The 14233-nt window shown below is 50.9% G+C and carries 11 protein-coding genes; 4 read left to right on the forward strand and 7 right to left on the reverse strand.

The window, feature by feature from the left end:
- Genes BWI97_RS24855 through BWI97_RS24865 form a run of 3 tightly spaced genes read left to right on the forward strand, consistent with a single transcriptional unit; the run spans position 1 to position 4127 of the window.
- A complete protein-coding gene (locus BWI97_RS24855; protein ID WP_102203239.1) occupies positions 1-1272 on the forward strand; it encodes a glycosyltransferase family 4 protein in 1272 nt (423 codons plus the stop codon).
- A gap of 42 nt (positions 1273-1314) precedes the next feature.
- Positions 1315-2514, forward strand: coding sequence for a glycosyltransferase family 4 protein (locus tag BWI97_RS24860; protein ID WP_102203240.1), 1200 nt, complete (start codon positions 1315-1317; stop codon positions 2512-2514).
- A gap of 47 nt (positions 2515-2561) precedes the next feature.
- On the forward strand, positions 2562-4127 hold the full coding sequence (locus BWI97_RS24865; RefSeq protein WP_102203241.1) for a hypothetical protein: 1566 nt from the start codon (positions 2562-2564) through the stop codon (positions 4125-4127).
- Positions 4128-4199: 72 nt separating this feature from the next.
- Here BWI97_RS24865 and BWI97_RS24870 read toward each other — a convergent pair whose 3' ends face one another.
- Positions 4200-5675 (reverse strand): right-handed parallel beta-helix repeat-containing protein, encoded by a 1476-nt coding sequence (locus BWI97_RS24870; RefSeq protein ID WP_102203242.1) that lies wholly within the window; start codon positions 5673-5675, stop codon positions 4200-4202.
- A 1009-nt stretch (positions 5676-6684) separates the two neighbouring features.
- On the opposite strand from BWI97_RS24870, the gene BWI97_RS24875 reads away from it, so the two are divergent.
- Entirely contained in the window at positions 6685-6957 is a 273-nt protein-coding gene (locus BWI97_RS24875) for a hypothetical protein (protein ID WP_094812736.1), read from the forward strand.
- Positions 6958-7013: 56 nt separating this feature from the next.
- Here the strand turns inward: BWI97_RS24875 and BWI97_RS24880 are convergent, their stop codons facing one another.
- The 6 genes from BWI97_RS24880 to BWI97_RS24905 are packed head-to-tail and all read right to left on the reverse strand — an operon-like array spanning position 7014 to position 14156.
- Entirely contained in the window at positions 7014-8954 is a 1941-nt protein-coding gene (locus BWI97_RS24880; RefSeq protein WP_102203243.1) for a heparinase II/III family protein, read from the reverse strand.
- Positions 8955-8960: 6 nt separating this feature from the next.
- Positions 8961-10142 carry an alginate lyase family protein gene (locus BWI97_RS24885; RefSeq protein ID WP_102203244.1) on the reverse strand — a complete coding sequence of 394 codons (1182 nt, stop codon included), beginning with the start codon at positions 10140-10142 and terminating at the stop codon, positions 8961-8963.
- Positions 10143-10187: 45 nt separating this feature from the next.
- On the reverse strand, positions 10188-11165 hold the full coding sequence (locus BWI97_RS24890; RefSeq protein ID WP_102203245.1) for a DUF4466 family protein: 978 nt from the start codon (positions 11163-11165) through the stop codon (positions 10188-10190).
- Position 11166: 1 nt separating this feature from the next.
- Positions 11167-11550, reverse strand: a complete 384-nt coding sequence (locus BWI97_RS24895) for a hypothetical protein (RefSeq protein ID WP_102203247.1) — start codon at positions 11548-11550, stop codon at positions 11167-11169.
- A gap of 20 nt (positions 11551-11570) precedes the next feature.
- A complete protein-coding gene (locus tag BWI97_RS24900; protein ID WP_102203246.1) occupies positions 11571-13289 on the reverse strand; it encodes a RagB/SusD family nutrient uptake outer membrane protein in 1719 nt (572 codons plus the stop codon).
- Between the two features lie 21 nt (positions 13290-13310).
- Positions 13311-14156, reverse strand: a complete 846-nt coding sequence (locus tag BWI97_RS24905; RefSeq protein WP_233208021.1) for a hypothetical protein — start codon at positions 14154-14156, stop codon at positions 13311-13313.
- Positions 14157-14233 lie beyond the last annotated feature (77 nt).

Genomic DNA, 14233 nt, shown 5'->3' on the forward strand with positions numbered 1-14233 from the left:
ATGAAAAAGATACTTTTATCGACTTACGCCTGTATTCCCAACATGGGTTCCGAGCAGGGCAATGGCTGGAATTACGCCATTCACCTGAGCAACAGTGGCCTGGAAGTACACTGCCTGACGCTGGTGGATGGGAAAGATCGGATTGACCCCATTCTGGCGGGTGGGTTCTACCCCAATCTGACCGTTCACTACGTACGGGTACCGGCGTGGGTCGATAAATTTTGCTGGAAAGGACTCATTGGTATGTACTTCCATTACCTGTACTGGCAATGGGCGGCGTATCGGGTGGGCAGGAAACTCGACCAGCAACACAACTTCGATTTAATTCATCATGCCACGTACGGCAGTTTGCAACTGGGAAGCTTCCTGTATAAACTGGGTAAGCCTTTCATCTTTGGACCCGCTGGTGGCGGCCAGCGGGCTCCCAAAGCCCTTAAACGCTACTTTGGCTCGCACTGGACTCGTGAATGGATGCGGGATATTGTCGGCAAAGTATTGGAATACACGAATCCAGCCTATTTCCGAATGCTGAAAAAAGCGGATTTAGTAATTGTAACGAACAATGATACCTATGATCTGGTACGGCGATTGCGGCCAACCCAGCCCATTGAGCGTATCTGGGATGTGGGCATGGCTCTGGATTTTCTTCCCCGCGAAGTCACCGTACATCCGCCAAAGGCAACCCTCGAACTGCTCTGGACGGGTCGGATGCTGCCCCGCAAGGCGTTGGAACTGACCATTCAGGCCCTGAGTAAAGTCGATCCCAAGCTTTCCGTACGACTCACGATTGTGGGAGGGCAAGGTGAAATGGTCGAGCATATTCCCGGCTACATCCAAACCTACAGCGTCGAAAACCGCGTCAACTGGGTGGGGCAGGTTTCGTATGATCAGATGAAACAGTACTACATCGATTCGGACGTTCTGTTTTTTACCAGTTTACGGGATTCCTGTCCGCACCAGCTGGTAGAAGCCATGTCGTACTGTATGCCAATTCTGACGCTGGACTTACACGGTCAGGGCGAATTAGTGAATGGCAGTAACGGCATCAAGGTTCCGGTTACGAACGAAACCGAAGTGGTAGCCGCTTTGGCCCGGGGCGTGGAATGGATGGCGGCTCATCCCGAAGAACGCCGTCAGATGGGTCTGGCCGGTTATGAAATCGCCAAGGGACTTATCTGGGATCATAAAATCCGGCGTTTCGTGGATGACCTGTACCCGGCCCTTATGAAACCCTCGGCTTCCCGTACGTCGGCAGAGGTTTCTACCCCCTAATCCGTACGCCGAAGGCATTTCAACCCCTATTGATCCGAAACCATGCATATTGCTATCCTAGGCTTCATCGCTACCCGGGATTTACTTCCGGCCTCCGCTATTCAACCCTCCTATCCCAAGGGCCGGGAGGGGGCTCCGCTCATCACCAATTTAATCAAGGCGTACCTCAGCATGGGCCATCGGGTTCTGGCGATTACCCACGACGATACGCTGAGTGCCGACGAGCCGTCTTTTGTCCTCGAACAAGGACTGCTTACCTACGTGGTTGTGCCCTGCCGGCAACGGATTTTTCGACCCAATGGCAAACGGATCGGCCGTAACCTGGATTTCTACCGATTCGAGCGGCGGCGGATGCGGGAAATTCTGGATCGCTTTCAGCCGGAAGCGGTGCATGCCCACTGGACTTACGAATTTGCGATGGCGGCTCTGTCGTATACCCCCAACGCCATCATTACGGTGCACGACAACGCCCAGGTGATTTTCAATTACGTTCGTACCCTCAACCGTTTTTTCCTGCTCCTGATGGCCCGGCAGGTATTCCGCAAGGGCCGCTGGTTCACGGCGGTATCCCCTTACATGGCCGACACGGTAAGTCCCTGGGCTTCGCAGAAAGTCATGGTGGTACCTAACCCGGTCACCCTACCTGACCGCCTGGGCGAACCAGCCCCGGTTACAAAACCTATCATCAGTGTGGTGGTGAATGGCTGGGACGACCGCAAGAATAATATCAAGGCCCTGCTGGCCTTCAAAGCATTGCTCCAGCAACACCCGACTGCTGAATTATGGGCAATGGGTACGGCCTTCGAGCCGGGCAAAGAAGCAGAAGCATTTTGTCGGGAAAACAACATTTCCAATGTCGTTTTCATGGGTACAACCAAGTACTCAACGGTGCTGGAGAATATCTCCCGGAGTACCTTCGTACTGCATAGTTCGCTGGAAGAGTCGTTCGGCATGGTACTCGTGGAAGCCATGAGTTACGGTATTCCGGTCGTAGCGGGGAAGGATAGCGGAGCTGTTCCCTGGGTGGTGCAGGACGGCGGACTGCTGGTAGACGTTACTAAAGTCGAAGCCATGACCGATGCGATGCACCAGTTGCTGACGGATGCCGCTTTGTACGAACGCCTGTCTAAACAGGGACTGAACATGGTACGGGCCCGGTTTCCCCTGGAGACAGTGGCTCAGCAATACCTTGACATTTACCACAGCTACGGCTTGCAGGAGTCCGTATCGGTGCTGGCTTAAGCAGGCTGCATACGACCTACCTGCCCTTCCCACCAAACCGCGTATTCATGAATCGTATATCTACTCAAATCCTGTCCCTCAGTCTCGGGATCTTTCTGATCTTCTCGCTGAGCCTGATCGTTTCTTTATTTTTTAAAGATCACTGGTTATGGATGGATGAGGTGCTGAGTTATCTGCTCGTTTCAGATCCATCGCTTGCCCACGCTAATGATGCTCTGGTAAGCGGCATGGACGCCAATCCCCCGCTATTTGTAAATGTGTACTGGATACTGGGACACGCTATTTCCCTGGACTTCCAGTTCCTGCGAATGGTTTCCATCGTCTTCTTTGCTCTGACGCTGGCCTTGTTTTTCTGGTATACCACAACCTTAATGGGCACGCCACTTTCCAACTTCGTGCTGATTACCCTGATTGCGACTTTCACGTACCTGAATTTAACCTTAGCAACACAGGTGCGATCCTACGCCCTGTTTTTACTGATCAGTCTGCCGTACTTTATAGTACTCCATCGCCTGATTGCTGAACCTCGCCATCGGCTCTACCTGGGGCTGTTCGTACTCCTGGGGCTGGGGCTGAGTCTAACACATAATTTTGGTCTGTTCTATTTGGCGGCTTCGGGAAGTTTCTTCTTTCTGCTCTGGCTCTGGTCGAAACGACAATCAGTATATCTCTGGCCGATGGGGGCTCATGTACTCACCCTGTTGCTGTGGGCTGCGGGCTGGTTCACTCGTTTTCAGATTCAGACCGAAGCCGGTAAGCCTCACTCCTGGATTCCGCTTCCTACCTGGCAAAGCTTCTTTACTACCGTTGGTGAATTGAGCCCTATGCTTTCGTACTCGCTGGAGCAACGAAGCTGGTTGGCCTTCCTGCCCTACCTCCGTTTTTTTGGGGTGGCTTTTCTTTTCGTTTTCATCCTGCGTAAAAAACTCAGGGATGGCTACGCGGCCTTTCGTACGGATGCAGCTTTCCAATTCTATCTCCTGTCGGGATTTATCTATTTCAGTACCATTCTGATTTCGCTTGCGGTTAGTCTGGTGCATACGTCGGTTTTCATCAGCCGGTATTTATGGCCTAACCATCTGTTAGTTATGTTTCAACTGATGTACGCCTTTTACCAGTTCTACACCCCTCCCCGGCTATCGGGCTGGTACCGGCTCGCACCCGTGTATGCTCTGATAATCGGAGCTTTCGTGTTCTATCAGAATCGCAAAGTCGTCCATTTTCCAAAAGGCATTCTATCGTACCTGCCGCAAATGAATCCCCGGTATCCGGTCTTTGTAGAAACGGCGGATTACTTTTTGCCCATCTGGTTTCACAAGTTTCCGCAACAAGTGCATTACCTGATTCACTGGCCCACGGCTGCCGTACCGACCAATATCCTCAGTGCTACCGTCGAACATAAGATTCTTAAATCCGTTCGGGAAAAATATCAGGTTCCAGGGTTGATTCTGGCCAAAGATTTCACCAAAGCGAATTTCCCTCATTTCTACGTAGTCGATGAATCCAGTCACTACCAGATGGAAAAATTCATCAATTCCCAACAGATTAAAGTGGTTCGTCAGCTGCCCATAGACATTGATGGGCATCGCCTGCTGGAATGTACCTTCAATTAAAAAGGGCACCTGGCGGGGTGCCCTTTTTTAATTGAATCCCTAACCCAGGGCTATCTGGATCCGCGGCTTTGGTTAAAGCGTAATCACGTTTCCGTCTTTGTCGTAGTTATTATAGAACTTAATACTGGCACCGTTTCCGTAGCCAGCATACCCACCCGAGCTTTTCACGATTATATTGTTAGTAAAGAGATTGTTCGTTGCTCCGGCTCCATTCACGATAATCACCAGCCAGCTATTTTTTACATTTTCATTGCTGATGTAGTTGTTGATGAAACGCAGGTTACCGACGTAGTTGATCTGGATTACTTTGTTTTCGGTCGTGCTAATGATCTTGTTACCCGTAATCTGAGCATTGTTAGTCGAACCCGTCAGGTCCAGTACGCCCGTCATGTTGATGTAATTATTTTCCATCAGCATATTGAAACCGTTCCGAATCGTCCATTTCCCGGTGCAGGTACCGATGGTACGGTTCCCAAACATGTGTGTTCCTTCACCAATCGTGCCGTCGCCATCATTTTCCCAGTTTCCGGCGAACAAATCCGCGAACTTACCTTCGAAACGGTTATTGGACAACGTTGAGTTGTGCAACCATCCAGCGAATTCCACACCGTACGTCGGACAGTCTTTCAGGTAGTTGGCATCGACCGTTACGTTGTCGAATGAGCCAGCAATCGAAATACCGAAGCCACAATTCTCAAACCGGTTTCCTGAAACGGTAATGTTCTTACCCAGGTACTTCTGAGGTAATCGCTGGGCCAGGAATTCCACGCCCATGCGTCCGCCGCGTGCGTAGTTATTCCGAACGATGATGTTGTCCGTTGACTTACCCGGCGATACTTTCAGGAAAAACCAGTTCACGTTAGCCGTTTTCGAGGTGTGGATACTCTGGCAGTTTTGTACCAAAAAGTTTTTTATGGTCGGACCATCAATCGTAATGGGACCGTACGAACCTTCCACTTTCGCCGTTGAAGACACTTCCCAGTTGATACCATCAATGGTAATGTTTTCCAGTTGTTGCTCACTCCAGAAGTTCTGGAAGGAAATATATCCGGCTCCGTTGAGTTTAAGGGTCACTTTACCGGGGTTTCCTTTGATCGTTACGTTGCTACGGAGAATCACTTTCGTGACCTGCGAATACGATCCATCCGGAATGGTTACGACGTTATAAGCATTGACGGCCTCCTGCAGTTCTGGACCAATATCCGAATCTGTCGTACTTACTCCAAACCAGGTGGCGTTGGCCGCACCGCTAAACGCCCGCTTGTAACGCAGCCCATTGCTGGTAACCAGCGTAATTCCGGTGTTGTCCTTGCTTTTCTTATCCGTAGTTACGAGTTTAAATAAACCCTGTTTTCCCTGATCGGTCAGGTATATACTATCCGGAGCGACAGTGCTACTGATGGCCCGGATTTCATTCAAACTCATTGATTTCACGTTTGCTGACAGGGTCGTAGGTTTTGGGGCTACGCTGTCGTCTTTCTGGCACTGCGTAAAGAGCATAGCTACGCCCAGCAGGCCCATCATTTGGGAGACAAATGAATACTTCATGAGGTGTATTAGTTTAGAATAAGTAGGTAGATTCGTTTAGCAAAGGGCAATACAAGCCTGACCTTGAGCAGACAAGGTGCAGTTACGAAGTAGCTTCAGAGGTCAGTAAACTCCACGGAAAATCAATACGTCATTGCCATTACCGGCAGTAACGATAATAACTATACGTTAACGGATACTGAGAAGCAAACGGATAAGTAAGGCATGCCTGGGGCATGCGAAGAACCGGCAACACTCCCGATGGCGGCGGTAAGTTGTTAGCTATGTAAACTATGAATGAGCAGTGAAGCTCTTTTTTGTCATTGCGTAGGCTAATGAGATAAATGTAACACGTATACTATTTTCTAGTAAAGCAGGTAATCCACAAACTGATACCAATTTTATAAAACGGACTGCTTCAAACTAAGTTTACTATAGAAATCCTTTATCAAGGTTCTATTTGTATTCTACGTTTCCGGGCTTTCAGGAGTAGGTCTACTCCTTTACCCCAGAAAAGCGTACTGAATTAAGCTGCGATATTACTTGCTGATGTTGAAGGAAGGACTATAAAACCGTTTATCTTTTGTTTACGTCTGCGTAAAGAAAAGATAATACCAAACTTTTTACTGGAGTTGCAGAAATCAATAACTAAAAAAAAATCCTTAGTCATAAAGACCTGAAACCCGTGGAAAATACCTGATTGAGAAATATTGAATAAAATTAACTAGAGCTTCACGATCTTCCAGCATTTACGTCTAATTTTTATAAAAATTATTTGATTTATTGATAATAATATTGAAAAAATACAAAAACAATATCTGACTGGAAATGGTTACAGGGGGAATACGGGCTTAAGCCGAAGTCTGTAGATTATTTTCCGCACTTTTTTCGAAAACGCGAAATAAATGTATTGTTAATTGTTCACAATATAATAGCTCACAATATATTTTCCGTTCAAAAAGGTTCATTATGGCACAGATATTATACCAACGCTTGCCTTACTACCTATATCAAGTCAATCCATTACGCTATGAACACCGCCGAGATTTTTGTAAACAACATTGACACGAATGCCATTTTATCCGAAATGGCCCGTTTAAAAGCCCAGAATCGTCTGATTATTCATCTGCTAACCAAAGATAAAAGCGATCAGGAATTTGATCATTTCCAGGATCTGGAGCATTTTTTCTACGTACAGGAAGCCCTGCAATTCATTTCCAGCGGGAAAGCTCAGGCCACGCCCGAGCAGATTGACTCGCTGGAAGAAGCCTTACGAACGCTACAGAGCAAGGTTCAGGTCTAGGCTGTTCCACAAAAAAGCCGCTTCCTGTATTGGAAGCGGCTTTTTCATTAGATTGACTACAGAGGGGCGACGGTGAGGGCGAGGTGGTCAGTGGTTGTGGGCCGCAATCGTTTCAGCGTAATCCGGTAAATGGTATCACCCCACTTGGTCCGAATGCCTTGGTCTTCGGGCGTTTGCAGGGCTACTTTCTCTACGAATGGCTCCCATTTTCGGGAATCGTACTGTACCACAAAATCACGACTCTGCCTTTTTTGTCCCTTACTACGGAGGATGAGCTGCCCCGCTTTCCCTATTTCTACCGGATAACAGGTCATCAGATGCTGACTGAGACTGTCGGCTTTAKTGAGGTGAAACTGATCCGTAATGATCACCTCCCTACCCCGCTTCAGACGCATACTCCGTTTCCAGCTTTTCACGCCCGCTTCGGCTGGATAGGCCTGAGTCAGATCCAGCGAAAAGGTTACCTGCTCTTTTCCGCCCTGATAGGTCACCTGCCGGGCTTTGAACGTATTTCCTGGGGGCTGACTAAAACCATTGATCGTGGGCAGATTATGGTAAGCGGAGCCGTTGTACCAGATGTCGTACCGCTGACTACTAAAGGTTTTTCGCGTGTACGTACCGCGGCCGACATCAATGAGCAACGGTTGTCCGTCGAAATACACAACATAATTGCCGACGTCATTGTGATTGTGACTTTCATCGTTATGTCCCCCCTTACCAGCCAGGTAAAACCCCTGCGTGGTACCCGCCCGGTCGCGGGCGGCGAACACCTGGAGATCTGGCAACCAGACGTCAGCGGGCAGAGCCAGTCCTTTTTCCGCCCGTTCAAATTCCTGCTGCATAAAGAGTGCGTAGAAGTTGCGGAAGAAATGATACCGCGGCAAAGCACCCGTTTCGGGTTTGCGATAGTAGGCTCCAAACCGCATCATATCGGCATCCTGAATATCCTTGCCGTAGCGGTAGATCATCGTGGCCGCCATACCGGGTTGCGGATCGGCGTCGGCGAAGTTTAAGAAATAGTTGGGACTGATTTGAGCCCGGTAAATGAAGCGGCCCATGTTCCGGAATTTTTCATCGGCATACACGTAAGCAAAGGCATTCCGGGAGGCGGTATTCAGCAGAGAAACGTTGTCATACAGAGACGCGGCTGCCGCTCCCCAGTAACTCGGACCTTCGTCGCAGCCACCATCGGCCGGATAGGGATTTAAAAAATTATCGAGTACGCCCAGTAGTTTGTGTACCGCGGCGGTCCGTTTTTGATCCTCTTTTTCGAGCAGCAGTACAGCATTCAGCCAGTTCGAACAAATCCAGGGATTCCAGTTATTGGGCGGCCGACCATTGGCATGACTTTGCATCCAGCTGTGGGGCTGATGCATCAGCGGTTCAAAGATCCGGCGATTGGTTTCGTAATAGATACGTTTGCGAATTTGCGGGGTTACGGCGTCCAGTTTGTCACCCAGGTAATAATCCACCCAGGCCAGATACGTTGCCGTTTCCGCCGCAAACAAATCGACAAAAGGTTTGGAAACATCCACCAGCCCCTTGACCTCGCGGGGTAAATGAGCCGAAGCTCCCCAGAAAGATTCTTCACAAATGGACCAGACACCATCGATAATGGGGTCCACAAATCGCCCCTGGTTTTCGTAAATTTCCGCCAGTAGCAGGACGCCCAGCACATCCCGTTTCTGAAAGCTAATGTTTTGGTATTCATCCCGGTTTCCCGTACGTTCGATCAGGAGGGATTTCGTAGCGGGCACGTAAGGCCATTCATAATTCAGATAGGTTTCGGCTTTTTTCACGTACGCCTTCATCATCCCGGAATCGGCCTGAGCCCAGCCCGCCCGATCTTCCCGACGCGGAAAGGGCGTCCATTCCCGCTGCGGAATCAGTACGTTTTGTAGTGCTTCCACCGAAAATTTCCCACTCAATAAGTTTTGCTGAGCCAGAGCCGGGCCAGCCAGCCAGAACAGCCAGCCCATGAGGACGTATCGTTTCATACGACGTTAGAAAAGGGCTTGGGTAAGACGCATAAAACCGCTGGGATTCGGGATCGTTACGGCAGGGACTTCTGGATATTTTCGAGCTGCCAGAGCCTGTAAGGGAATAAACTCTTCCCGGTGCATGGCTTTGATTTGCTGGTGCGTCCAAGACTTTTTCCCTTCGGCGTAGGGTAACAGCCACAGAAAGGCTTTTTTGAGCCCTTTGCCCTCGGGCGTCTCATAAGTCCAGAGATTCATGTTGAGACTTTCCGCCAGCAAGGCCAGTCCAAAGAAGCCCTGCAGGTTCATGACGCAGTATCCCCAGGAAACGGTACGAGCCAGTTCGTGCGGCTGACTGCCATCGACTGCGAACTGACTACTGATGCGGGGCAGGGTATGCTGCTCCAGCATTCGGCGGGCCAGGGCGGTATCTTCAATGAATAAGGCCATGGCCACTGCCTGAAAATCGTAATACGTTCCGTGGTTGTTGTGTTCATCGGCCTCGTCTTTGCCGACGGGGCTAGTCTGCATCCAGTCCAGAAAGGTACGGAACCAACTTTGCAAGGCCTGATGCTCGGCTTTCGGCCAGGCTTTGGAGGGTTTTAGCAGTTGCACGGCATCTACCAATACGGCAAAATAGCGGCTGTCGATCAATCCGATTCCTCGCCCATCGGTGACCCCGGGAATCGCCTGGCCGTAGTTCAGGTTCGGGTTCATTCGAGTTTCGGGATTCAGAAACCAGACGCGTAGCAATTCGGCAGCCCGGCGGGCGTAGGTTTCATCTTCCGTGAAATAATAGGTTACGGCCAGTTGCTGTACGTCTTCGCAAAGCTGGTGCAGGTAGGTTGCATCCTTGATCGTGTACCGTTCCGGATTTATGCGACCGTCCTTGCGGATGTACGGTAGCCCATCGGGCTTGGTCGAATCGGGCCACCAGTACGGACCGACGCTCATGTAGTCGTGCTTGTCTCCACTCGGCGGAACTTTGCTTTTGTACGTAACCGAATACGCAGGATGGTTCAGAGTTTGCCGGGCCTGTTGAATTAACGCTTCCAGAGCCGTTTGTACGGCGGCATCGCCCTGCCTGCTTCGGGCTTTTTGCTGAGCCAGAAACGTACCATCGAGCAAAAACGTGGGAGCTTTTTGCTGGGCCCATAACGCGGGCATGGTCAGGCTAAAGAAGAGTAACGCGATTAGTCGGTTCATCAGCAGGAGGTAGCGAGGGCTTCCGATACGGAAGCCCTCAACGCATTAATTAAGTTGTAGTCGTTTGATACTCACCGTCATACTCTTTCCCGTATTATTCACCGCATTGACGTACACATAAGCTGTATACGCTCCATCGGCCGTTTTGACGAACGCTCCCTGATCAGCCGTTAGACCAAAGGCGTAATCCGACGCATGAGTAAAGGTGGTACGCTCCAGATCAACATCGTCAATATAGACATCAAAACCCGCCGTACCGCGAAGCTGGGCATCTTTTACGTCCACCCGTTTATCCATTAGAGTACGCGTCGTTAGTCCGGCAGGTAGGCTTACATCGCTCAGGTATTCGCTTCGGGAAGGAGCAACCCAGGCGTGACCGAAAGTAAAGCCGCTTAATATAGGTCGGTAGAGGTACACGAAATCAATTTTGGCGGCCAGATTATTACGTTCCACTTCTTCTTTCGTGTATACCGCCATGTCGGCAATGGACACGTAGGCTCTAGCTCCGTCGGTGAGTTGCAGAGTACGCTTCATATCCATGCGACTGATGCGGTAGGCCGGTGATTCAAACCGTACTTCTTTTCCCGTTGAGGAAGTACCGCTGAAACGAAACCGCACGTCCCGGCCCTTGGATTCTTCCGTGGGAGCGTAGTAATAACGTAACGTAACGGCTGACTGGTTTTCGCCCCCCAGCAGCGTAGCCGTAGAAACCGCTCCAGTCGTGACCGTATCCGAAGCCGTTTGTACGGGTTGATCCACGCCCGTATTGCGGTTCGTATACCAGGAATACCGACTGAATCCTGTACCCGTTCCTCCGGCAATGGTGGCTTCCACCCGTACCTCTTTGAGTTGTCCTTCCAGCGTACCCAGGGCGTAGGCAAATTCCATGCGATCACCGACAACGGCAGGACCCGTCGTTTTTTTGAGCAGGTCGTTTCGGAGCGGACCACTGGATTCATCGTCCGATTTCTGACAGGCCTGTAGTACTACTCCCGCCAGTAAAAGAATCCATAGCTTTTTCATGTTATTGCTGGAGAGTTACCGTGACTGTATAAGTTTTCCGTACCGTCCGATTGCCCGAGACGACTGTGTATTGTTGCGGTTGTGTATAGTCCGTCCAGATGCCCATGGTCGGTTCTACAATGGCGTCCGTCRCCACACTGCAATAGGGTTTTACGCGTTGCAGGTTAGTACCAAAACGAGCCACCGCCGTGACGGTCTGGGCTACGGTATCTATTTTGGTCTGACCACTGACTAACACCGTACGGTGATCCGAACCGAGTAAATCGAAGAAAGTCATGTAGCATTGGGAGCGAGTAGTAATCAGCAGTCCCGTTTCATCGACGGGCATTTTGGTGCAGGAAAGAGCCAGCAGTCCGAGGAGTATGAATAAGTAGTTTCGTTTCATAGGAAAAAGCATCTTCGGGCTTAGAACCACGGTTCGTTTTGGATGATCTGCGGGTTAACTTCAATCTCACCCGTCGGAATCTGGAATTGGTAGTACCGCTGGTAATCGCGGATGGGAGCGTTCACAAATTCATCGCGAATCCGGGTTCCCTGCGAATCGTACAGCACCTGACCGGAGGGCATAGGCCAGATTTCTTCGGCTTTCCGCCAGCGGCGAATGTCGAAGAAGCGGTGCCCCTCTCCGACCAGCTCTACAATACGCTCCTGTTCGATAGCTTTGAAAAATTCATCCTTGTTCGAAAACTTCGTCTGATTCAAAGGAGGCAGATTCCCCCGACGACGGATTTTGTCGAGCAGGCCAAACAGTTCGGCCGTGGGTCCGCTGAGCTCGTTGACCGCTTCGGCGTACATGAGCCAGACGTCGGGCAGTCGCATCAGGTACATATCCTGCGGGCCATCGCTCCGACCAATACCGCCGGTTTGCCGAATCCATTTTCGGAAAATATACCCCGCCGGAGCCCCGTCGTAGTTAATGAACGTAATCCCGTCGCGGTTCCCAAAGCGGAAGGTAATGCTGTCCTGTACGTTCAGGCCGTCCGTTGTGAGGCGAAGCATTTTCTGTTCGTCCCAGAGCATAGTCGCCCGCATACGGTAATCCCGACCGACGTACGAACGGGGGTTGGTCGCACTGTTGGCCAGCGTAGTATTGCGACTCAATACCACCGACGGGGCAAAGTCGCCCGTACTCGTGAGCTGATACCGATTTACCAGGCGATACGTTGGAGCTACCCATACCTGACCGTTGCCGGTGTTACGCGAGCCAAAATCCCGTTGCATCTCTTCCCCCTGATTGAGTAAAGGACCACCAAACTGTACCGAAAAGAGGATTTCCGGATCGTATTCGTTGAAATATTGAAACAAATGCCAGTAGTTGGGATTGTCCGCCGGACCTGGTTCGCCATTCCGAAACAGCGGAATGTTTTTGTCGATGATTTTCTTGAAATCCGCTGCCGCTGCTGCGTAGTGCTTCTGGGCTTCACCCGCATTGTTTTGGTTTTTCATCCAGCAGGCCCAGTACAGATTTACTTTGCCGCTGAAGCCCCAGGCGGCCAGCTTCGAGGCCCGGCCCAGGTTATCTCCCGTATAGTTGTCGGGCAGTACACTCGCGGCGTACGAGAGATCCGCCAGAATCGAATCTTTCACGACGGCCCGGGGCGTACGCGTCAGGGTATACGCTTCGGCATTGCCGTTGAGTCGGCGACCGAAATACGGCACGTCGCCCCAGAGGTCAATCAGGCGGAAGTAGTTCAGAGCCCGCAGGAAGCGTACTTCGCCCACCAGGCGGTTCATCAGAGCCTGATCGCTTTCGGATCTCAGGTTTGCCCGCAACGTACCGATGTTCTGGAGTACATAATTGGCCCGGTTGATGGTTCGGTAACAGTCTCCCCAGAGGAAACCAAAGTTGCCACTCGAACCGATGGCTCCGGGGTTGTACGTCCCCTGGTTGTTGCTGGTACCCCGGGTATGCACGAATTCCCCGGCTCCGTCGAAGTAATACTCGCGGTCAAAAGTAGTCCGGTTGGCGTCGTATACGCCATTGACGGCGAAAAGGGCATCGTCGGTTGTTTTCCAGAATAAATCCGCAGAAAGCTGGGTGGTGGGTACCTGATCGAGCAGGTCTTTCTGACAGGCACTCAGGCCTACCAGTACTATTCCCACCATAGATATGTATCGTTTCATGAGCGAAAAAGTCAAGGTGAATTAAAAACTCAGGTTCAAACCAAAGGAATACGACTTGAGCAACGGGAAGGGGTCATCCTGATTGTCGGCACCCGATTGCGTCGTACTTTTTTCGGGATCAACACCCCGGTACTTACTGAAGGTCAGCAGATTTTCGGCCGTCAGGTAGACCCGTACCCGGCTTACGCCGATGCGGGTGGTGTATTTGCTGGGGATATTGTAGCCTGCCTGAATGTTCTTGAGACGCAGGTAGCCAAAGTTGTCCAGCCAGAAGGTTGACTCCGCCTGATTGTTCCCACCCGAACCCGTAACCAGCCGGGGTAAGGAAGCCGAGCGATTGTCCAGATTCCAGGTGTCATTCCAGTGAAAGTCCTGAAACGCATTCCGGGCGGCGGGAATATTGACGTTGTTGAAAGGCTCCAGCCAGAAGTCTTTCCGGCCCGTAGCGGCCTGCCACAAGACGCTCAGGTCGAAGCCTTTGTAGTTACCAAAGAGGTTAAAGCCGTAGTTGCCCGTCGGTTGCTCCCGGTTGAAACGGGGCATGGCCTTGCGGTCTTCGTCGTTGATCTGACCATCGCCGTTGAGGTCGCGGTACAGAATATCCCCCGGCGAAACGTACTGACCCTGGTATGGAGCATTGGCGATGTCTTCCCAGCTCTGAGCAATGCCCTGCGATACGCGACTGTAGGCGTAGTGGTAGGGCATGTTCAGGTACGTATAGCCTTTACCGAGAAACTCATTCCATTCCAGCAACCGATTCTGGTTGAAGCTCACGTTCATGGTTGCACCCAGGTTTACCTGACCTATTTTAGTGCGGTACGTCAGGTTCACTTCCATCCCGTTGTTTCGCAGTTTACCAATATTCATGCGGGGAGCGTTGTACCCCGAAAGCAGCCGTGGATAGCGATGAAGGCCGGATCATACCTGTGGTGAGTTTGGTATAG

Origin of the sequence: Siphonobacter sp. BAB-5405 (assembly GCF_002872335.1) — a bacterium.
Lineage (GTDB): Bacteria > Bacteroidota > Bacteroidia > Cytophagales > Spirosomataceae > Siphonobacter.